Annotated in this window: 18 protein-coding genes and 1 pseudogene; 3 read left to right on the top strand and 16 right to left on the bottom strand. The window is 39.9% G+C overall.

The features are described 5' to 3' along the window. Nucleotides 1-133 precede the first annotated feature (133 nt). Complete coding sequence (locus tag ACI48O_RS13680; protein ID WP_435562376.1) at nt 134-730, top strand: hypothetical protein; 597 nt, start codon at nt 134-136, stop codon at nt 728-730. Nucleotides 731-1138: 408 nt separating this feature from the next. On the opposite strand, the gene ACI48O_RS13675 is transcribed toward ACI48O_RS13680, so the two are convergent. The 3 genes from ACI48O_RS13675 to ACI48O_RS13665 all read right to left on the bottom strand — a co-directional run bounded on the left by ACI48O_RS13675 (nt 1139) and on the right by ACI48O_RS13665 (nt 3925). Next, nucleotides 1139-1579, bottom strand: a complete 441-nt coding sequence (locus tag ACI48O_RS13675) for a peptidylprolyl isomerase (protein ID WP_435562375.1) — start codon at nt 1577-1579, stop codon at nt 1139-1141. A 71-nt stretch (nt 1580-1650) separates the two neighbouring features. Further along, a complete protein-coding gene (gene mug, locus ACI48O_RS13670) occupies nt 1651-2157 on the bottom strand; it encodes a G/U mismatch-specific DNA glycosylase (RefSeq protein WP_435562437.1) in 507 nt (168 codons plus the stop codon). Nucleotides 2158-2395: 238 nt separating this feature from the next. Next, nucleotides 2396-3925 (bottom strand): acyl-CoA carboxylase subunit beta, encoded by a 1530-nt coding sequence (locus ACI48O_RS13665; RefSeq protein ID WP_435562374.1) that lies wholly within the window; start codon nt 3923-3925, stop codon nt 2396-2398. 268 nt (nt 3926-4193) lie between these two features. On the opposite strand from ACI48O_RS13665, the gene yfkAB reads away from it, so the two are divergent. After that, entirely contained in the window at nt 4194-5306 is a 1113-nt protein-coding gene (gene yfkAB, locus ACI48O_RS13660; RefSeq protein WP_435562373.1) for a radical SAM/CxCxxxxC motif protein YfkAB, read from the top strand. A 52-nt stretch (nt 5307-5358) separates the two neighbouring features. Here the strand turns inward: yfkAB and ACI48O_RS13655 are convergent, their stop codons facing one another. Next, the gene (locus ACI48O_RS13655; RefSeq protein ID WP_435562372.1) at nt 5359-7173 is read right to left on the bottom strand and encodes an SEC-C domain-containing protein; all 1815 of its coding nucleotides are present in this window, start codon (nt 7171-7173) and stop codon (nt 5359-5361) included. 159 nt (nt 7174-7332) lie between these two features. On the opposite strand from ACI48O_RS13655, the gene ACI48O_RS13650 reads away from it, so the two are divergent. Then, the gene (locus ACI48O_RS13650) at nt 7333-8184 is read left to right on the top strand and encodes a thermonuclease family protein (RefSeq protein WP_435562371.1); all 852 of its coding nucleotides are present in this window, start codon (nt 7333-7335) and stop codon (nt 8182-8184) included. 64 nt (nt 8185-8248) lie between these two features. On the opposite strand, the gene ACI48O_RS13645 is transcribed toward ACI48O_RS13650, so the two are convergent. The 12 genes and pseudogenes from ACI48O_RS13645 to ACI48O_RS13590 form a co-directional block, all read right to left on the bottom strand. Beyond that, a complete protein-coding gene (locus ACI48O_RS13645; RefSeq protein ID WP_435562370.1) occupies nt 8249-9499 on the bottom strand; it encodes an ArgE/DapE family deacylase in 1251 nt (416 codons plus the stop codon). Between the two features lie 27 nt (nt 9500-9526). Beyond that, entirely contained in the window at nt 9527-10753 is a 1227-nt protein-coding gene (locus ACI48O_RS13640) for a Zn-dependent hydrolase (protein ID WP_435562436.1), read from the bottom strand. Between the two features lie 18 nt (nt 10754-10771). Continuing rightward, nucleotides 10772-12043, bottom strand: coding sequence for an allantoinase AllB (gene allB, locus ACI48O_RS13635; RefSeq protein ID WP_435562369.1), 1272 nt, complete (start codon nt 12041-12043; stop codon nt 10772-10774). Nucleotides 12044-12162: 119 nt separating this feature from the next. Then, complete coding sequence (gene uraH, locus ACI48O_RS13630) at nt 12163-12519, bottom strand: hydroxyisourate hydrolase (protein ID WP_435562368.1); 357 nt, start codon at nt 12517-12519, stop codon at nt 12163-12165. 5 nt (nt 12520-12524) lie between these two features. Continuing rightward, nucleotides 12525-14000 (bottom strand): annotated as a pseudogene (pucL, locus tag ACI48O_RS13625) (factor-independent urate hydroxylase). Beyond that, nucleotides 13987-14547 (bottom strand): (2Fe-2S)-binding protein, encoded by a 561-nt coding sequence (locus ACI48O_RS13620; protein ID WP_435562367.1) that lies wholly within the window; start codon nt 14545-14547, stop codon nt 13987-13989. Before ACI48O_RS13620 ends, pucL begins: the two are co-directional and overlap by 14 nt. Continuing rightward, entirely contained in the window at nt 14534-15418 is an 885-nt protein-coding gene (locus ACI48O_RS13615; protein ID WP_435562366.1) for an FAD binding domain-containing protein, read from the bottom strand. Before ACI48O_RS13615 ends, ACI48O_RS13620 begins: the two co-directional genes overlap by 14 nt. 139 nt (nt 15419-15557) lie before the next feature. Next, entirely contained in the window at nt 15558-16901 is a 1344-nt protein-coding gene (locus ACI48O_RS13610) for a 5'-deoxyadenosine deaminase (protein ID WP_435562365.1), read from the bottom strand. Between the two features lie 228 nt (nt 16902-17129). Then, complete coding sequence (gene ade, locus ACI48O_RS13605) at nt 17130-18866, bottom strand: adenine deaminase (protein ID WP_435562364.1); 1737 nt, start codon at nt 18864-18866, stop codon at nt 17130-17132. Between the two features lie 118 nt (nt 18867-18984). Then, complete coding sequence (gene trpB, locus ACI48O_RS13600; RefSeq protein ID WP_435562363.1) at nt 18985-20151, bottom strand: tryptophan synthase subunit beta; 1167 nt, start codon at nt 20149-20151, stop codon at nt 18985-18987. A gap of 95 nt (nt 20152-20246) precedes the next feature. Further along, nucleotides 20247-20783, bottom strand: a complete 537-nt coding sequence (locus ACI48O_RS13595; protein ID WP_435562362.1) for an HD domain-containing protein — start codon at nt 20781-20783, stop codon at nt 20247-20249. Between the two features lie 1495 nt (nt 20784-22278). Next, the gene (locus ACI48O_RS13590) at nt 22279-22617 is read right to left on the bottom strand and encodes a hypothetical protein (protein WP_435562361.1); all 339 of its coding nucleotides are present in this window, start codon (nt 22615-22617) and stop codon (nt 22279-22281) included. Nucleotides 22618-22771: the final 154 nt, after the last annotated feature.

Here is a 22771-nt window from a genome sequence, read left to right as displayed (position 1 = left end):
ACGTTTGTCTCAGGCAATTTGTTTATTTCTGCGTACTTTATACAAGGGAAAAGAACTAGATAGACATTTTAAGCATTTATTTTCAATAATTTAGTTTCTTTTCAACAGCAATTAAATTAAGGAGGTTTCTTTAGTGGGTTTTTTTTCATGGGATGAGATATTAAGGGCAGCTGAAGGAGCAGATAGAAGAGGCTTAAGAGATTTTATGTTCCAAGACCCAAACGCAAAGGGACGAACAAGGAAAAATGAACTTCCAGATGAAGAGCTTCAAGAAGGGGAAGAGGAATTAGTTGTACAGCAAATAAAAGAGAAAACATCCTCTCGAAAAACTACTAGCAGTTCCAGCCGGCGATCCAGCAAACGGACCAAAAAACGAAGCTCCAGAAAAAGCTCAAGGTGCAGTTCTCGTCATTCTTCAAAACGCTCTAAACATCGTTCTTCGAAACGTTCCACCAAGCACAGCTCTCGGAAAAGCTCCCGGTGCAGTTCTCGTCATTCTTCAAAACGCTCTAAAAAACGGAACAAAAAACGAAGCTCCAGAAAAAGTTCTCGTTGTACCACTCGACGATCCAAGAAACGTTCCAAAAAACGCAGTTCACGCCGTAGTTCCTGCAACAAACGCCGTAAGCATCGAAACAGTTCAGACTGTCAACAGACTCACTATAAGTATCACAAGAGATATTGGCTAGACCAAAATATGTGGGCGTTAAGATTATCAAACAAAAAATAAATAGAAAAGCTTGTAGAGAGTGAAATCTACAAGCTTTTTAATAACGCAAAATGCAGTTTAGTCCTAACCGGACACAGAGGACCTTATTTTGATAGAAATCACCCATTTTTTAGATTTACCGGACACAGGATCCCTTATTTTCAAAAAAAACACTAAATCAAGCCCCCTAACTAACAAATAAAGGCTCTGGTGTCCGTTAACCTATCAAAAAGACCCTTTTTAACATAAATAGCGGCATTGGTGTCCGCAAACCTGAACCAAACGAAACCACGCAATCCTTTTTCAAATATAATCACGAAAAAATTTGATATAACAAAAAAATGACTAACAAATTAATATACAATTTGTTAGTCATTTTTAGTGTTTGTAATAGGAACGGAACCCGTTATCCGCTACATTTTCATTTCTTTATTCTGCATCAAATACTCTTACTTCTGTCATTTTATCGCCATTCTTCATGTTTAAAACTGTTTCCATACCGCTTGTCACTTTTCCAAACACAGTATGAACACCATTTAAATGTGGTTGTGGTTCGTGGACGATAAAGAATTGGCTTCCACCTGTATCGCGTCCTGCATGTGCCATTGAAAGGCTGCCCACTTCGTGCTTATGCGGATTTCCAACAGTTTCACATTTAATTTGATAGCCAGGTCCACCCATACCTGTTCCTGTAGGATCTCCTCCTTGACTTACAAAGCCTGGGATTACGCGGTGAAAGATAACGCCATCATAAAAACCATCATTAGCCAATTTCTCAAAGTTCGCTACTGTATTTGGTGCTTCATTTGGGTAAAATTCAAGTTCAATTTTCTCGCCATTTTCCATTACTATGTATCCTTTTTTTGCCATTGGTAACATCTCCTTATGTAAAATCACGTTTATCATACCATTATTTTGTCTTTAAGACAAAATATAGCACATTAATGTTTTATCAAGTTCGGCAGTTCAGCATAAATGCGGATAATGTCCTCTATTTTCATACGTACCAATCCACTTGAAGAAGGAGCGACGAAATCTAATGTTCCCTCAACAACTGACTCTGGTTGCACTCCCCATGGAACATCTTTTTTTCCACTATACTCCTGGTACACCCCTTTCCCAACAAAGCAAACGATCCTCGGTTTGTATCGAGTTATTTTTCTTTTTAACTCTTTCTGACCCAGTTTATACTCTTCTTTTGAAATTTCCTGAGCAGCTTTTGTTGGACGTTGTACAATATTGGTAAAACCAAACCCGTAATCCAGCAATAACCTATCCTCTTCGGTTGTGAATTTTTTTGGCGTAATACCAGCTTTATGCAAGATCGTCCAAAAGCGGTTATTGGGATTGGCAAAATGATGACCCGTTTCACTTGAGCGGATGCTTGGATTAAAGCCAACAAATAAAACGGCAAGATCCTCTTTAATATGATCCTCAATTGGTTTCAGCATACAAACCCTCCCCCTTTTTTATTAGTAAGGCTGTGTTAACATGGCTGTTGATTTCCTCTCCAGGTGCTCCAATCAACAGAGTGTTCAAAAATCAAAAATGTACAATAACACAGCCATTAGTAAAAAAAGACTGTCAGCAGAAAAGTGCACCGCGACAGTCTTACCGCTTACATGTTTTATATAGTCTCCCAATATCGAGCACTCCTTAAACTTCCCCTTCCTATTCTATCATCATTTAAACCGGATAAACCGGGTGTTTTCGCACCGAAAAAGTCATGTATTTTTCCATATAAACAGAAAATCGCTTTGAAAGCTCCGACCGCAACGAATCAGCGGGGATAATTCCATCAATCACCATCTCTGACGCCAGCCGATAAATATCGATATCCTGCTTGTATTCAGCTCTTTTTTTCTCGATAAAGCTTTGCCGGTCTTCGTCAGAAATTTCAGCGATTTTATTCGCATATACAGCATTAATGGCCGCCTCTGGCCCCATTACAGCAATTTGCGCATTTGGTAATGCTAAACAGCAATCCGGTTCAAATGCCGGTCCCGCCATCGCATATAAGCCGGCACCATATGCCTTACGTACAATAACCGATATTTTCGGAACAGTCGCTTCACTCATTGCCGCAATCATTTTCGCTCCGTGGCGAATGATTCCTGCCCTTTCGACCTTGGTGCCAATCATAAAGCCTGGAATATCCGCCAAGAAAAGCAGGGGAATATTAAACGCATCACAGAGCGTGATGAATTTTGCGGCTTTATCTGCGGAATCATGGAAAAGGACACCACCCTTAATCTTTGGCTGATTCGCAACAATCCCAATTGGATTCCCCTCGATTCGAGCCAGTCCTGTGATAATTTCTGGGGCGAATAGTTTTTTGACCTCAAAGAAGGAAGCATCGTCTACTATTCTTTCAATTAAACGGTACATATCAAAAGGAGAATTATGGTTCACCGGTAAAATCTCCGCTAAAGTTTTATCAAACTGCTTAGGAGCGATTGACTCAAAAAGGGGAGGCTTCTTCGTAAAATTGGCTGGAAAATAACTTAAATATCTTCTTGCCATCTCGATGGCTTCTTGTTCCGATTTAACCAGCATATCACCACACCCGGAAACCGTGCAGTGCATTTTGGCTCCACCCATTTCTTCAAGGGTGACCTTCTCACCAATGACCATTTCGGCCATTCGTGGTGATCCCAAATACATCGAGGCATTCCCTTCAACCATTATCACAACATCACAAAAAGCAGGGATATAGGCTCCGCCTGCCGCTGACGGTCCAAACAATATACATACTTGGGGTACCATGCCTGAAAGCTTCACTTGATTATAAAAAATCCGCCCAGCGCCCCGGCGTCCAGGAAACATTTCAACCTGATCGGTAATTCTGGCTCCAGCCGAATCAATTAAGTATAAGATCGGAATCCTTAGTTTTTCAGCGTTTTCTTGGATTCTGATGATTTTTTCAACCGTCCTCGCACCCCATGACCCGGCTTTTATCGTTGAATCATTGGCCATGAAGCAGACTGTTTGTCCATTGATTTTACCAAAGCCTGTAACAACACCGTCACCAGGTAAATCGTCAGCTAAACAATTCGCAAACAAAGCATCCTCCATAACTACTCCATCATCAAAAAGAATGTTTAATCGATCGCGGACAAACAATTTCCTCTGTGCCTTTATTTTTTGATGATATTTGGACGCTCCACCTTTTTTTATTTGCTCAACCCGCTCGTTATAGTCTTCTTCAAAAGACATGATACTTCCTCCTTAAGACGTATCGTATTGCCTTTCTTGCTGATATTCTCCAATCATTTGTATCATCTTCATTTTATTCACGATTAATGGACTTATGCTCATATAAGCCCCCAGTTTGTCTTCATATTTAAAATTAACCATCATAAACTACAATAAGTTCTCTTTCTAGAAAATTAATAAAATTCTAATAAACCCTACCAATCATCAATTATTATGGTCTATAATATAGTTTGTTTTCATTTCGAAGATTAAGGAGTAACGAATAACCATGCTAAAACCGATCAGCCCATTGTACGACCCGTGGGAAGCATACTTGGATGTAACTGAATATGGAAAGCTAGCATTAACCAATGTAGAGTTTACAACTACTAATCTTTGCAACATGCGCTGTGAGCATTGTGCTGTTGGCTATACATTGCAAACAAAAGACCCGATTGCCCTGCCAATTGATCTACTTTTAAAAAGATTAGAAGAAATCCCTACACTCCGAGCGATAAGTATTACCGGAGGAGAACCGATGCTTTCGCTTTCATCGTTAAAACATTATGTTGTACCACTGCTAAAGTACGCTCATGAACGTGGAGTCAGAACACAAATTAACTCAAATTTAACCTTGGACTTGGAGCGGTATGAGCTTATTACTCCTTATTTAGATGTTCTACATATTTCTCATAACTGGGGAACCGAGGAGGATTTCGCTCAAGCAGGCTTTGCAAGAATGGAACAAAAGCCTTCCTATCAACAACGAGTAAAATATTTTGAGAGAATGATAGACAACAGCCGTGCCCTTGTAAAAGCAGGTGTCACCGTTTCAGCCGAAACGATGCTTAATAGACGAACATTGCCGTTTTTAGAAAAAATCCATCGCCAAATTGTTGATGAAATGCAGTGTCAGCGTCATGAAATACACCCGATGTACCCAAGTGACTTTGCCAATAATTTAGAATACCTGACAATAGATGAAATTAGAAAAGCAATCCACCACCTGCTGGACATACGTGATCAAAATGTGTGGATGTTGTTTGGAACATTACCATTTTATCCTTGCAGTTCAAATGAGGAGGATTTACGGTTATTAAAGCGGCTTTATGAAAGTCAAAATGTAACGGTTCGGAATGACCCGGACGGCCGCTCTCGTCTTAATGTTAATATTTTTAGTGGAGATGTGATTGTAACGGACTTTGGGGAAATACCACCATTAGGTAATATTAAAGAGACTAGTTTGCAACTTGCCTACGAGAACTGGCTGCATACTCCACTTGCGAAACAGCTGACTTGTCATTGTCCGGAGGTTACCTGCTTAGGACCTAATATTCTCGTAAAGGATCGCTATTATCCCGAGGTCGACTTCACAACATTAACGACAAATATAGTAAAATAAACAAAAGGTCAGTCAACCACTTCTAGTGTTGTTAACTGACCTTTTTTTCGTGTTAAGCTTTTTGTAAAATTCTATCCTCTGCTTCTTGAATTCCATGTAAAACTGAATGAGCGATCGCTGTGTTTATTTTTTGATCAACCCATTTAGACAGCGCCTTAATCGTACTAAAGAAGTCCTTCATAAATGATTTACTTACGCCTTCATCCGTTAATTTTACAATCAAATTCCCCCAAAACGCATCATCACATTCATGCCAGCTTTTTGGAGTAAGAGTTTCAAGTTCCATTCTTATTTCAAATAAACTGTTTCGATATTTCCTTTTGGTTCCTTCCCCCTTGCCAATTGTTTTTTCTTTATAGAAGGCAACAAAATCATTTGCATAAAAATTATCAATCGTATTTGGGGAGAACCCTAATTCCTCATAAAATGGAATATCCTCTTTTTCTACCAGAACAGTGTCAAAAGGATTTTTAATCGACACTAAAGCCGTTTGACGTTGTGCTCCGCCTGTAACAAACGGTGATAATGGAAGGTCGAGTAATTTCCGTACTGTATTTACATCTGCCGTAACCTCTACACTGGTATTTTGCTGGAGAACTTGTTGATACAGATTATGTTCCACTTGTTTGAGCCAAGTCTCTGCTAAGTCCTTTTGGTTTGCCTCTATTAACTCGCGTATCGACATATGATCAAATTTAGGGATCGGAATCCGGATTTCCTCTAGTAAATCCGTCTGAGCATAAAAAGAAAAATAGTGTGGTGTTGTTTTACTCATTTGAACAAAATAATTTTTTATCGCTGCATTGATTGGGATCTCAAACGTTTTCGTTGTATCCGAAACAAACTGCAAGGCTAATACGGCCATTTTTAAAATGGATTTAAGCTCTTCTGTTTTCTGTTCATCAAACCCCGTACAGATAAGCCTATTTTTCTCGATCGATATCGTAGCAAACACTTCTGCGATAAGGACCGGCTCCTGTAATTCACTATCTTGATATTCCTTCCAATTTCCCGCATAGGAAAAGGTCTTTCGTTTCCCGTCCCGCTTATCAACAATAAACTCTTTATGTTCTTCGACGAATCTATCCAGTAAAGCCTCATTTAGAATTCTATATTCGATAATATGCTGATGTATGGGTTGAGTTTGTCCTTCGTCTAATTGACCATAATCTTCTTTCAGCATAGCGCTTAAAATTTCAGGATAATAGGTAAATAGAATCTGCTCACGGCTTTTCTCTTCAGCACTCATAAGTTCCAGTACTTTCTTTGCGGCATGTCCAACATTCGTTGGGCCTTTAAATATGCTTATCCCATTGAAATAATCTTTCTCCTCGAAATTTTCCAGCAGTGCAAACGTCCCGTACCACGGAATAAATGTTGGGATATTTTCTCTTATATTAAAAACATTAAATTTCTCTCTTGTCAGTACATCTTCAAAGATAATCATATCTTCCTGTTGATCCACCGCTTCTACTAATTTAAGCGTTAGGCTTGTCCAGATCTTTACCATTTCCCTTTCTTCAGTGGTTAATTTACATCCATGATCTTGATAAAACCATTCAATCCCACGAAGACCATTTTTGTATGTGTAACAAAAATATAACCAAAACTGGAAAAATCCATCTTGAACGTTTGCCGGGATCATATTTCCCGACCTTTGAATAAATTCGTTTCTTAACGGGGGATAGTTGACGGCCACTCGATCATCTAAAAATCTTCTGATTTTTTCTACTAACATTTTTTTCTGTTGAAAAAATCGTTCTTGCTTTACTTCTTGTATTTGAATGACCTTTTTAGTATTTAAACAGCATTTCTTGTATTTCTTCCCGCTTCCGCAAGGACAAGCGTCATTTCGATTAATACTCACAACAAATCAAACCTTTCCTTATAAATCACGTTAAATATGATAACAAAATTATTTTCATTTCATTATACCAAATGTTCCGAATTTTTTTCCTATTTTACAGTTTAAAGAGTTGTGCTACTATTAACAAAGACTTTTTGAACGTAAAAGGCGGAATTAAAAATGAAAAAAATAGTTGCATTTATGTCGATTATCACTTTGGCTGTCGGATTGTTGACTGCCTGTACTTCCTCTGAGACATCTTTATCTAAAGATGAGAAAGAGAAAGCTTTACCAACTGAGAATCAGGTAGATAACACCTTAACTGAGCAAGAAAAGCAGCAAAACGCTGAGAGTCCTCCTCAAGGTTATCAAGCGAAAGTTCTGTCCGTTGTAGATGGAGATACGATAAAGGTTCAACTGGCTAATGGCATGAGTGAAACGATTCGGCTAATATTAGTCGATACGCCCGAAACAAAGCACCCACGCCTTGGAGTACAGCCCTTTGGTCCGGAAGCATCCTCTTACACGAAAAAGGAATTAACCGGAAAAGACGTAACTCTTGAATTGGATATTGAGCAAAGAGACAAATATGGTAGATTGCTGGCGTATGTTTGGATTGGTACTACGCTATTTAATGAAAGATTAATTGAAGAAGGATTAGCCCGGGTTGCCATTTTTCCACCGAATACGAAGTATGTGGACCAATTCCTTGAGGTTCAGGAGAAAGCGAAAGCTGACGGGGTTGGTATTTGGAGTATTGAGGATTATGCAAAAGAGGATGGCTACAATTCTGATGGCACACCACAAGAACAACCGGTCCCCGCTACAAATTCAGGCGGTTCTTATATCAATGATCCCAGTGATGACATTGAAACAAACCTTGCCTGCAAAGGGAAAATAAAAGGAAACGCCAATAGCAAGATTTACCACGTTCCCGGTGGTAGATATTATGAAAGTACAAAGGATAATATTGTTTGGTTCTGTTCAGAAGAAGATGCTCAAGCAGCAGGATTTCGAAAATCTAAGCAATAATATGCTCATGCTCTTGCAGGCCCCATCTGATCAAAAGATGGGGCCTGTTTGTTTTTTGACCTAATCAATCATTCCGTTTCAGAAGATCATATAAACTGAGAGCGACGATTTTCGTTGCTTTTATAAGATCATCTATTTTCACATGTTCATCTGCCCGATGTCCATTTGCTTCTAACAGCGTTTTGGGGCCAGCACCAAATAAAACAACCGGTATCCCCGCTTCATAAAAATGTCTGGCGTCGGTGTACAATGGAGATCCGCTAACAGGAAGCTCACCACCGATTAATTGACTCCAGTTCTGTTTGAATGCCTTCACGAGGGGAGTGTTTTCAGAAACGGGACCGAAGCTTTTTGCTAATAAAATCCTGTTAATCTCCAACTCCACTCCTTCAAAACTGGCTACGGTGTCAGTAAGGATCGAGAGGATTTCCTTTTCCACTTCCTCGGGATTTTCCTCTGGTATCATGCGCCGATCCAAGCGAATTGTACACTCATCCGGCACAACATTGGTATTTATCCCGCCTGAAATCTTTCCAACTACCAATGTTGGTGATTCAATACCCTTTACCTTAGACTTTTTAACCGTTAGTGATTTTCGATACTGATAAAGAGCCGAAAGGATAGCTGTCATCGTTTCTAATGCATCATGACCGAATTGTGGTTCAGCAGCATGGGCCTGTTTCCCCTTTACTTTGACTTCAAGGTGAAGACACCCATTATGGGCGTTAATGATGGAGTAAGTAAAACCAGGGCATATCGCTAAATCCGGGTTAATCAGCTTGTTTTTCAGGAGCCATTTTGGACCGATTTCTCCGCCCGTTTCTTCATCAAACGTAAATGCAAGCGAGATGTTCCCGTGAAGATGACCGGCAACTTCTCTCAATGCTAAAACAGCATAAGTGTAGGTGACGATATCTGATTTCGACACCGCTGCTCCCCGGCCATAAAGTTTTCCATCAATAATTTCCCCACCATATGGATCGGTTGTCCAACCTGTTCCTGGCGGTACGACATCCCCATGGGAATTCAAAGTAATTTCCGGCCCCTGGTCCGTTCCAAATCGTTCATAGGCGACAACATTGGCCGCTTTCATCATTCCAACATTTGTTAATTCGTCCTCGTTTATTTCATGTAAGGAAACATCAACAAATTCATACGATTGAAGTTGTTGAAAAATATGGTCTGCTATCCTCCCACAATTTCCCGGCGGATTATCGGAAGGAATTGCCACCAATTCCTGTAAAAATCGAACTAAATCTTCTTCCCTCTTATCAATGAATTCTATCAGCTTTTGTTTCGTATGATCTTCTGCCATCCGTCCACCCCTCTATCGTCGCTTTGATTATTCGTTATTTGCCAGCTTCCAAATTGTCTCAAGTAAGACCTGCGCACTTATCTCTATATCAGCTTTCGAAACAAATTCTTCCGGACTATGGCTGATCCCCTTTGCACATCGCACAAAAATCATCCCAATATTCGTGATTTGTGCCATTACCATTGCGTCATGTCCAGCTCCGCTAATTAATCTTTTAGGCTCAATCCCATTTTGAATCAGCACATTTTCAATGGTCATGATGATTGAATCGGAACAAGACACCTGATCTGCCTCAATAATTTTTTTCAGCTGAAATGAAAGGGATCTCTTGCTGCAAATATCAACCATCAGTTCATATAAACGCTCAATATACACTGCTATTTGCCTTTGTTCCATCGCTCTTATATCAAGGGTACCGGTAACAGATTCAGGAATAACATTGCTCGCACCCGGAAGGACAGTAAGCTTCCCAACTGTTGCCACCAGCGGGTCATACTGTTTAGCCAATTCTTCGATGATTAACAAAATCTCTGCCGTTCCAGCCAGGGCATCCCTTCGATTGTGCATCGAGACCGTTCCAGCATGACCGGCGACTCCTTTCACTGTAAATGTATATCTTGAAGCTCCTGCAATACCGGCAACCGCACAACAAGGCTGATTCAGTTGTTCCAAAATCACCCCCTGCTCAATATGCATCTCAAGGTAAGCCAATATTTCTTGCGGGTCCCGCTTGGCCATTTGAAAACATTCGGGGATGAGCCCGCTGTTTCGCATTGCCTCGCGGACAGAAATTCCACGATCATCAATTAGATCTAAGTCATTATTTGTTAATGTTCCGGCCATTGCCTTGCTTCCTAGGAAGGTTGTGTGAAATCTTGCTCCTTCCTCATCGCAAAAGCTTACTACTTCAATGGGATGTTCTGGAATTTGTACTTGGTCGTGGAGAACTTGAATGACTTCAATGGCAGCGATGATCCCTAATGCTCCATCATATTTCCCGCCATTGATAACCGAATCGCTATGAGAGCCAATTAATAAGACCGGGGCTTGTTTGTTTCTTCCTTCATACCGCCCAATAATATTATTCATGGCGTCCTTTTTGACAATCATTCCAGCTTGCTGCATCCATTCGATCAGTAAGTGATCAGCCTGTTCGCTTTCTTCTGTAAACGATAATCTAGTTACACCGGGTCCTGTTTGAGAACATTCCGCCAATTGATCAATCCGTTCTACAATTCTTTCAACATTAATCATTTCCAACAATTCCCCCTGTCACATGAGTGGATTGCGTTCTTCATGATGATAGACACACTGTCCAGCAACAAAGGTTGAAAGAACTTTTCCACGGAATTTCTTCCCAATGAATGGACTATGTGCGTGTTTATAGAATAGCTGCTCTTTTTTTAAAATAAATGTTGGCTTAAGGTCGATAACGGTAATGTCAGCATCACTTCCTACTTCAAGGCATCCCTTAGCAGGATATAGCTGAAATCTCCTGGCCGGATTGCTTGAAGTAAGCTTGACAATGGTCTCTAGAGGGATATTCCGTTGCCAATACCCTTCCTCTAATAAAATATTTATCGTTGTTTGAGCACCGGAGATACCCCCCCAGGCTTCAAATAGATGCCCCCGCTTCATCGTGATTGGAGCTGGAGAGTGGTCGGAGCCAATCAGATCGATTTGCCCTTTTTTGATACATTTCCATAGTCCTTCCATCTCATGCCGATCTCGTAACGGCGGTGCACATTTTGCGATTGGGCCTAATTTCTCCAAATCGTCAACCGATAATGATAAATAATGGGGGCAGCTTTCAACCGTGATATTAACCCCGGCGCGTTTTGCATTTTCGATTATTTCCACAACTCTACTGCTGCTAACATGAACAATATGAAGCTTACAGCCCGTTATTTTTGAAAGGTTAATCACTTTTTGAACGGCCTCAATTTCTGAGGCAATCGGTCGGGACTCTGCATAATCCTTTGCAGTATATCGCTTTTCTTCCCGAATTTTTTTAGTGAGAGGCAGTATTATATGGTCACTTTCTGCGTGAACGGCTAACACGCTGTCTAACTTAGCGATCCTTTCCATGCCTTTTCGTAATGTTTCATCGTCTGCAGCGCTAAAATCATCTATCCCGCTCCCAGACATAAATGCCTTAAACCCAACCGCACCACATTCGCCTAGACGTTCTAACAGTTCAATATTTTCCGGTACTAGTCCAGCCCAAAGCCGATAATTTATTACCGCTTTTTCATCTGCCAACCGTTTTTTTTCCTGAAAGGCTGCTGCTGTTGTGGTCGGAGGAGAACTGTTTAACGGCATATCAAAATAGGTCGTTACTCCCCCTGCAGCTAAGCTGTTTGTTCCTGAGCTGATTCCTTCCCACTCTGTTCTTCCAGGCTCATTCAAATGGACATGGGTATCGATAAGCCCCGGCAATAGATGAAGATTGGAAGCATCATAGGAATGTTCAGCCAAGTGAACAGGGATGTCAGCTGAAACGCTAGCAATTTTGCCATCCTTAACAGCAAGATCCGCTTTCACAATCCTCTCATCGGAAACAATGGCACCATTTTTGAAAATGACATCGTATTGACGGATAATCCCCCACCCCTTCCATCTATATCTGCATATATTTTCGGGAAGCTATCTTCCGACCATGTTTAGCTTCCCCGGTAGGTTTGATAGCCCCATGGTGAAATAAGTAGCGGGATATGATAATGACCTACATCCTTGTTAAGGGTAAAACGAACCGGAACCTGATTAAAAAAAATCGGTTCAGCCAAGGGCGTCCCCATTTTTAAAAAATAGGTTCCTATGTGAAAAAGCATTTCAAATTCCCCGGTTAAGCATTCCGATAACAGGCCGTCGTCAATCCGGCCTTGCTCATTCGTAAAGGCTGTCGCGAGCCAATGCTTCTCATTGTCTGGTCCAAGGATTCTTGATAATTCCACCTTAAGATTCATCGCAGGAGACCCATTCGTCAAATCCAAAACATGAGTGGTTAAGCCCTGTTTCATAATCGTCAGCCCCTTTGTTGAGGCGACATTTTTTCATTCTCCAAATCTCTTCTGAACACATTAAATCGCTGAAAGCCATATGGCGGTCTAGGTTCTGTATAAACCTTCCCTGGGGAATTAGGAATCTCATCCACCACGGTTTCCCAAGTCCGGTTTTGGGATTCAAACTGAACTTCCGTCAACTGCGGAAATCGTAGGAGCACTCTTAAACCGATTTGGTAGATTAATTGTTGAATCGATTTCGTTTCCAAGCTATCGAAGACAGCCGAAGCAATGTCGGTAACCTGTTCAGCCAGTACATATCTTCGAGGATGATCCCCAAACGCATCAACAGCTTCTTCGTATTTCCAACTTATATTTAAATAAATAAACAAGGGCCGATTTTGGTCCTCTGGCAGTGTTGTGTATTGATCGCGAACAAAGCCTGCAAAAGAGTTTCCACTTATTTTAATCAGCTGAAGATCCTTAATCCCGCTTTGGTGTTCCTTAAGTTTAATTGAGTTGTTTTCTCGGATTATTTCCACTGTGGCGAAAGCTGTTTCATTTCGTGATTTCTTAAAGACAAGCTTACTTGGTTGGAGTTGATGATGGCTAATACACTTGGTTGAAGTAAAGGGGATCTCGTCTGCGGTTATTTTCACTGTTTCCATTTGCGGATAGGTTTCCAGAAATCTTGTCGCAACATAATATAAAAATCCATCAACGGTGCTGCCTGAATAGGTTGCAAGATGTCTTTGGATGAAGTTTTTCATTGAATCTGTAGCAACTACATGCTGATTGTCTCCTTCTGTAAAAGAGGAAAGAAATTGATTACCGCCAATCGCGACTTGGACATTAAGTCCTAAAATCGTATTATCTTTTTCATTAGCTGTTGATTCAGGAATCGATTTTACTCCCTTTAGAGGTGTCGCATGTGTTCGATACGCAAATACCTCACCTTTCCCATAAAACATCACCCGTTCATCCACTCTTCATCCTCTCCCTTCTTCATCCACTAAATCTTTTAATCGAAAATAGGCGATTTTGGCAATTTCTGATAAAGCATGTTCAAATTCAATCTCAAATGAATGGTTGATGCGATTTTTCATTGCTGCATAGATCGAATCTTTATCATGTTCACGAACTGCTACTATAAAAGGAAAACCAAACTTTTTTTGATACCTATGATTGAGTTCTTGAAAATCCTCATATTCACTAGGGGTAAGTTGGTCCAAACCTGCGTGTTTTTGCTCCAGCTTTGACAATGGGTTCATTTTTAAGCGTGAGCCTAAATCCGGATGAGCGCGAATGAGATCAAGCTTTTGCTGACTTGATGCACTTGAAACTCTTTCGTACATAATGGTATGGAGCCATTCCACCGTTGAAAAGGGGCGGTATTGCCAAGCTTCAGCTGCGATCCACGGTGTATTTTCAAAAACAACACCAATCTTCCATATAAAGGTCGTTTTATCCATTTGATTAAGTTCCTCAAGTGTGATCATCGTAGCCCCCTAACACCTCGGTCGATTTTTTTGAAACAGGGGATTCATCAAGATACTTTTCAATCGCACGTATCATCCCGCCAGACCCAGTGCAGTGACAAAGATTTCCCGAAAGTGCCTCGACGATTTCTTCACGCGTTGGTCTTTTATTGGAATCTAATAACGCTTTAATGGCCATTACCCTTCCTGGTGTACAATATCCGCATTGAAGTTCGCCCTCTTCCATCAATTTTTCCTGAAGTGGATGGAGTGTTCCCTTCGAAATACACTCAATTGTTTCAATTTCAGTATGGTTTGCCTGGTAAGCCATTATTAAACACGAGTTTACTAGCTTGCCATTCATTACTACTGAGCAAGCCCCACAGTGACCATTTCCACAAAACGTTTTGGTACCAGACAATTGAAATTCACCGCAGATCAAATCTGCCAGTCGGTAAGTCGGAGGTACCTCAAGATTTCGTTGTTCCCCATTCACCTTACACGTGAATGGGATTAATGGCACCGGTTTGCACTTGAGTTTATTTGGAAAAAGTTTATCGAGCGACATCGATCCCATCTCCTTTTAAAAAAGACACAAGTAGATTCGCAGCCACGATTTTTCGGTAAGATTCTGAAGCAAAGACATCTGTATAGGATTGTATTTCTGAAAAAATGACTGGATGGATGGATTCGATTAATTCAGGGTTTACTAAGGCTCCTTCAAGCAATGTCTCACTATCAAACAATCTCATCGGAGTATGCTGACCGCCACCTACTGCGAGACGAATGTCTTTAATTCGATTCGTTTTCGTCTTTTCAAAGCAGGCTGAAGTGGTTACTACTGTACTCGTAAAGGCTTCTCTTCGGCCTATTTTTCGAAAAAAGGTCTGAACAGAATGTTCTAATGGGGCACTTGGGATCAAAATCGAGCAGATTAAATCCAGATTACTATGATTAGACTGGAGCCAATCAATAATGGGAATCATGTAATATCCATCATCGTTGTAAAGGATAAGTTTCGATTCCAAAACGAGTAAAACAGGGAGGCTATCCCCTATTTTGCCTGCTACATTTCCGCCAAGCGTGCCACGATTGCGGATGGCTGGTGCAGCAATATTCCTGCAAGCTTCTTGTAAAAGCGGGGCTCTGTCAAAAATCAATGGATCGACTAAGCAGTCAGACAGGGGCGTTAACGCTCCGATTTTCACATACTCTGCCCCGTCGATTATGACAAGGCCAATCCCTCTAAAACCATCGATTGATTCAAGGCTGATAAGGCACTCGGGGATGGGAGCTTCCATCTCCCATTTTGCTTGAAGCAGTGTGCCACCCGCGACAAAGCAAGAGTCGGATGTCAGGCTGTGCTGCCAGGCATCTTTAACATTGTTTGGCAAGTCAACCCTTGAAAACAGCCGATTAAGGGCATTTGATTGGTTCATAATGTTCCATCCTGCGGCAGCACAATTGTGAAAAAAGTGTTATGGTTCATGACATCACTCCTCCGGTTTTGGATTGGATTTTTGTTATCACTAATGATCGAAGCGAACGCCTTCTATAAGATTTTTCTAGATTGATAGACTAATTGAACTTTTCTAACCGGGCTATACGCTTTAATAATCGTTTAATCGATTGATTTGCTTCACGGAGAATGATCGATTTATCGATTGTTTTCATGATGCGGTTCTCCATCACGATACTACCGTTTATGATTGTTGTTTCGACATCCGCTCTCGTAGCAGAATACACAATCCGTGAGATCGGATCGACACCGAATGATGGATACACATGAAAATCATTCATATTTAAAATGACGATATCTGCCTTTTTTCCTTCCTCTAAGCTACCGATGTCCTGATCAAGCCCCATTGCTTTAGCTCCTCCTATGGTCGCCATTCGAAACACTGTTTGCGCACTCATAATTGTCGGACCATGAAAGGACTTTTGAATAATCGAGGCCAGCCTCATTTCATTAAACATATCCAAATTATTATTGCAAGGCGCACCATCGGCACCGAGACTCATAGGGATTTCCCTGCTTAATAAATCAGGGACTTCAGCGATACCGGAAGCTAACTTCAAATTAGATCCTGGGCAATGACTTACTTTAATTCCTCGTTCTTTAATAATTTTTTTCTCTTCCTCGTTAAGCCAGACACAATGTGCGAGGATGAGATTGGGTGAGGCCAAACCAATATGGTCGAGATAGACAATGTTTCTCATTCCCCGTTCCTGCTCAACAAGTTTGATTTCATCAAGATTTTCAGAAGCATGTGTGTGAACATTCACCCTGTAATAGCTCGCAAGATCTCTTACTTCGGTAAGCAGGTTTTCGGTACAGGAAATAACAAATCGCGGACAAAAGGCGTATTGAATTCTCCCTTGATCAAAGTTGTGCCATTTTTCTAACAGATTGACACTTTCCTGCAAAGAATCTTCGGTGCTCTCAAGTAATCGTGCTGGTACTTCCACCCCAAGATCCATCATGACTTTCCCGGAAATAGCCCGAATACCACTTTCAGCCATCGCTTGGAAAGCTGATTCTGTATGATGAACCGTCTCCATATCAACGATAGAGGTAGTCCCGCTTTGAATCAGCTCACCAATGCCTAGCATCGCTGAGTAATACACTGATTCTGGATCATGGGCCGCTTCTAATGGCCAAATCCGCTTCTTTAACCAATCTAATAATTCCAGGTCATCCCCCTGACCACGAAACAGGGATTGGCAAAGGTGAATATGCGTTTGCACAAATCCTGGTATGACTGTTTTTCCTTTAGCATCAATGATTTTATCAATGTCGTGAAGCTGTAAATCCTTCCCTATCTTTGCAATTCGATCGTTTTCAATTAATAAATCTCCGAATACAATATCATTTTCATCATTCATCGTGATAATCTCAGTATTTTTTATTAAAATTTTCACCCATTTATCCTCACCTTTTTCGTAATATCCAATCGATTCTTAAAAGGATACGAGTTGTCATTCAACATGAAGATATGGTTTAGTAGAGGTTAATCTAGCTCCGATTTTTCTATTAACATATGTGAACACCCGAAACTAATATGATTATCTTAATGAAATAGCTGTGAAAAAGTAACAGAATTGTAAGGGAATGTTACAGTGATTTTCAAACAAAGGTTATTTTCATAATCAATCTACTGAAACACTAATATGCTGAAATGTTCGTACATTGAACAATCCTAGATCGGTAAGCTTTAAATGAGGAATAACAGGAAGCGCTAAAAATGACAAAGTCAAAAACGGATTAAATAGTTCGGTTGCTCCCAACTTTTTTAGAGCTGAGTTAATTTGCTCTAACTGTCGGAAAACAGTTCGATAGTCATGCTCTGACATGATTCCCCCGATGGCTAACGGAAGTTCTGCTAAAATCCTTCTATTTTCAACTACGATTAAGCCTCCGCCGATCGCTTTAATGGCCTCAATCGCAAATAACATGTCTTCATCATTGGTTCCGGCGACAATCAAATTATGTGAATCATGGGCAATGGTGGTTGCAATCGCCCCCGTTTTGAGATTCAAGCCTTTTACTATACCAAGCCCAATATTTCCAGTTAAATGATGCCTTTCAATGACGGCCATCTTTAATTGATCTTTCTCAATGGAAGGCAAAAAATTCCCTGCTTCGACATTTACCTCTTCAATGACATGGTTTGTGATTAAACGATTAGGAACAATTTCAATAATATTTGCTCGTCTCGTTTCAGCGATAGGAATTTGAAGTTCCTGATCATTCATCATTCGTGTTTGAACCGATTGTTGTAAGGTGGTTGTTCGCTGACAATCTAATTCACCTATTAATTTACCGCGTTTGGCGACTAATTTACCGGAGCTATAAACATGATCGATTTGAATCGATTGCAAGTCATCAAGAATGAGAAAATCAGCATCATAACCTGGTGCAATAGCACCTTTAGTAGTTAACCCAAAACATTCAGCCGCATTTAAGGATGCCATTTGGATTGCTGTTAACGGATCTATGCCATACTCGATAGCAAGTCGAACGCTATAATCCACACTACCCTCGTTTATTAGGTCATCAATATGCTTATCATCCGTTCCAAAAAGGCAGCGCCGCGCATTTTTATTCGTAACAGCCGGAATAAGGTTGAGAAGATCTTTAGCGACCGAACCTTGGCGAATAATAAGATACATTCCCCTTTTTAATCTCTCCTCGGCTTCTACTACAGAAACGGCCTCATGATCTGTTCTAATTCCGACCGAGGTATAAATATTAAGATCATCTTCTGATAAGCCGGCGGCGTGACCATCAATCTTTTTTGCTTTAGAATGGGTACTTACCAATTTATCAACGATATGATCGTCTCCATGAAAAACTGAAGGGTAGTCCATTACTTCACCAAGTCCCAATACACGCGGGTGATCGAAAAATGGGGCTAGTTGTTCTGCGTAAAGAGTGGCACCGGAATTTTCAAATGGAGTCGCCGGAACACATGAAGGAAGCATGACATAAACATGCAAGGGAATCTGTTCTGAGGAATCAAGCATAAACTTAATTCCTTCTGCACCAGCGACATTGGCAATTTCATGAGGATCGGCCACAACAGTCGTTACACCATGAGGCAAAACAACTTCAGCAAATTCCGCTGGAGTAACCATCGACGATTCAATATGAACATGACCATCAATAAACGATGGACAGATAATTTTATTCGTTGCATCTATTTCTTCCAGTCCATCAAATTCACCAATTCCAACAATCACTCCATCGACAATTGCTACATCACACTTCATTAATTCGAGGTTAAATACATCGACAACATGCCCATTTTTAATCACTAGATCAGCCTTTGTTCGCTTTGAGGCTACTTCAATTCTTCTTTTTATAGCTTCTTTGTTTAATGTCAAGTCCCTGCCTCCCTAAAATGTCTGTTTATATGATTGATATTTTTACTTTGTTTCTTTTATATTTATAAAAATTAAAAAAAGCACCAAATGGCGCTTTTTTATTTTGATTCTTTATTTATTATTTATTCAGCATGTCAAATACTTGTTCAACGTCTTTATCACCGCGACCGGAAATGTTAATAATAATGATTTGGTCCTTAGCTAAGGTTGGTGCAAGTTTAATCGCATACGCAACAGCATGTGAGCTTTCTAGTGCAGGTATAATTCCTTCCAGCTTTGATAATACTTGAAACGCATTTAAAGCCTCGGCACTTGTAACGGAAACATACTCACCACGTTCAATTGTCTTCAAGTAGCTGTGCTCTGGGCCTGCCCCTGGATAATCCAAGCCTGCAGCAATGGAATAAGTTGGAAGCGGATTACCTTCTTCATCTTGAAGAACAAGACATTTAAAGCCGTGCAGCACACCAGGAGTCCCCTGGGTTAACGTTGCAGCCTCCGCTGGCTCGACACCGATTAAGCGAACTTGTTCATCAGGAATATACTCAGCAAATGCTCCAATCGCATTACTTCCGCCTCCTACGCATGCAAGCACTGCATCAGGAAGTCTTCCCTCTTTTTCAAGAATTTGTTTCCGGCTCTCTTTACTAATAACAGATTGGAAATGCTTGACCATAGCTGGGAACGGATGTGGTCCCACTGCAGAGCCTAATAAATAAAAAGTATTTTCATAGTTTTGAACTAAATCTGCAAACGCCTCGTCAACTGCATCCTTTAAACGGGCTTGTCCTTTTGTGACAGCGACCACTTTGGCACCAAGTAATTCCATCCGGAATACATTTAGTGCTTGTCGCTTCGTATCTTCTGCACCCATATAAATCGTGCAATCCATCCCGAACATCGCACATGCAGTAGCAGTTGCAACCCCATGTTGTCCCGCACCGGTTTCTGCAATGACTCGTTTCGCACCCATCCGTTTAGCAAGAAGTATTTGGCCGAGAACATTATTAATTTTGTGAGAACCTGTATGGTTAAGATCTTCACGCTTTAAATAAATTTTTGCACCGCCTAATTCATTTGTTAACCGTTCAGCAAAATAAAGCGGATTTTCTCTTCCTACATATTCTTTGAAATAATAATTAAGTTCTTCGTTAAAATCAGGATCATCTTTATATTTCAAAAATTCCTGTTCTAATATATTCAATACATTTTGAAGCTCACCTGGTACAAAACTTCCGCCAAACTCACCAAAATACCCTGTTTTCTCTTGACTAACTTGACTCATCTAGACTCATCTCCTTGTTAATGGAAGAAATTCACTATAAAATTATACCACTACTAGTATCGCTTATTCAACTTCATTTTCTGACTATTCTATTTTCAAATACCATTAACACTATTTCGTGCTGTAAGATAATGATCGATTTTTTGATCTAAAATTTCAAGGCTTTTAGCGGCACGAGTTGGATCAATTTGTCTGTAATGGTGCATTCCTCCCGGTTCCTCGTCCATTTCATCCGCTAACTTTATGATTGACTGCATCGGTGTTCTGACTACCTCACCACCCGGAAGGAAGGAATCCGTGTGAAACAGAATTGCTAATGAAATTTCCTTTGCCTTAATTGGATTTTCACCGCAGCGAATTAATAATTTATGGGCCCGTTCTGCCCCTTTAATCGCATGAATATCATTTTGGCGATATAATTGATAATCCCATTTTCCATCCTTGTACCAAGTATAATGACCAATATCATGAAGGAAACCGGCCTTGGCTGCTACATCAACATCTTCATTGGCTTTCTTTGCCAAATCAAATGCGTGGTAAGCAACAGCAATCGCATGAACCAAGCCAGATCGGGTGATATATTTTTGTGCAATATGGTGGTTGAATAGATCTGCCATTTTAACATCTCTCATGCTCTCACTTCCTTTTTGAATTATTGAACATTCTTTCAATCCGGATTATTTATTGACGGAAAATTAGAGTAAATTTTTATAATTTTATCAAAAATAAAAAATAATTCAACTGATTCAACTCTAAATCCAGTTATTTCTTTATATATATGTTCTTGACTATTTTTTGTTATAAATACTGAGGTATGTAGAAATAGGGCAAAAAAAACAAAGCCCTTTGGTATAAGAACCAAAGAGCTTTGTTTTGGATTAACATCTTAGGGGACCCAACCATAAAAATCAGCCAATTCTTTCATTCTTTACAACTCAAAATAGTGTTTATTTTGAATTGAAGAACTAATTAATTACGGATTAGCCGATCCGTGTTTGTTCCGCTAGAGGAATTAAATTACCAATTTCTTCACACTGGAATTTTCTTTCCTGACAAACACAAACTTTCGATCTTTAATCGAAGACTCACTCATCCTATGCTTTTTTCTAGGTTCACTTCTGTTCCGTTCCTTCAATGGTTAGAGCGAAATACTTGTTTTTCAACCATATTCAGTTAAAAAATGTTTCTTCCTTTAGCTAGCAGATCTTTTATCTACTTCATCAATAGTTCATGCCTTTTTAATCATTCCCCTACTTTTTCCAATAACCCTCTCACCGAAAAAGTTATCGTATCCATATCTTCATCCACATTTTCCATTGTCCTTTTACATAAAGAGTTTCTTTACACCCATTACTTTGGATTATTGGAACTTTGTGTTTCTGAAAGAAGACTTCCTTTCTACGTATGTTTTTTTCATAGGTAGAATTTCCATTTTCATTCAGTTGATGTTGATATGACTTTCAGGTTTAAGATTTTTTCAGGCCATTACTTAGTAGATAAAATTTGTTTAGTGGCTTGGCTATTTATTCCTCCACAAACGCTGCTGCTTCTCTTTTGACCATTTAGGCCAGGACTTTCATGATCTAAAAAATGCAGTTGATAAGGAATGAGTTACTCGTTCACTTTACGGAACGAACACTCATATGGCTGAGTCTCCTAAGATGTTAAATTGTTTTGTTTCTATATTCATAATATATCATATATTTCGAATTATGACCGGCGAGTTTGTGACGAAACTGTGAATATTTCTAATTGTTTAGAATATTCGTTCAATTAACACTACGAGTAGCATTATTCCGTTTTTTATAGTGTTAACGTCTTATTGGTGAGTTATCATTTTAATAATTTGTGCTGTTACTATACACCCTTTTAGTGGCCTAGATCCCCAGAGATTTCAAAAAACAGGGTCCTAAAACTCTTATTAGTGACCTAATCTCCCCATTGATTTAAAAAACAGGGTACTAACTCCCCTTTTAGTGACCTAAATCCCCATTGATTTCAAAAAATAGATCACTAATACTCCTTTATAGCGCCCCAGGCCAGGACAATCATCGGGCCCCAATCCCGCCAAAAAATAATAAAAGACATAGGCTAAAAAACCATATGTCTTTAGTAATATTACAATCTTTAATTATTTAAACCGCCGACCACAATGGTGATACTCCAACATTCCATATTAAGCATGTCATTAAACTTCATTGACGAAACTCTTAGTTCATTTACATCTGGAGGAATTTTTACTTCCTGTTGAATTAAATAGTTAAGGAGTTGGTTTTGCGTAAACTCTTCAAGATCGAGCGAGGGAAGATAATATGTAATGAAAGTGTACTCATCCTCTTTCCAAACTTGAGTAATGATTGGACGTCCATCTTTTAAAAAGTTTGTACTTTCCAAAATTGTACTCGAATTGTCGTATTCATCAGCTTGGTTCAAAATAGGGACCTTGAATTTTTGGCTTCCCGACATTTAACTAACCTCCCATTTTTTCGACTTTTTCTTATGTAAACCTGGAAAGTATTCATTATTGTGTTTATGAAACTGCCAGTATGTATTCAGCTAAGCCACCAGTTTTATTGTATTATAATTTTAATATTAATAAGAGTATAAAAATTGAATTTTT

The organism is Neobacillus terrisolis, from assembly GCF_051233475.1.
Taxonomy (GTDB): domain Bacteria; phylum Bacillota; class Bacilli; order Bacillales; family Cytobacillaceae; genus Bacillus_BU.
Note: the sequence above shows the minus strand (reverse complement) of the source record. Positions and strands in the feature narration are given on the sequence as shown.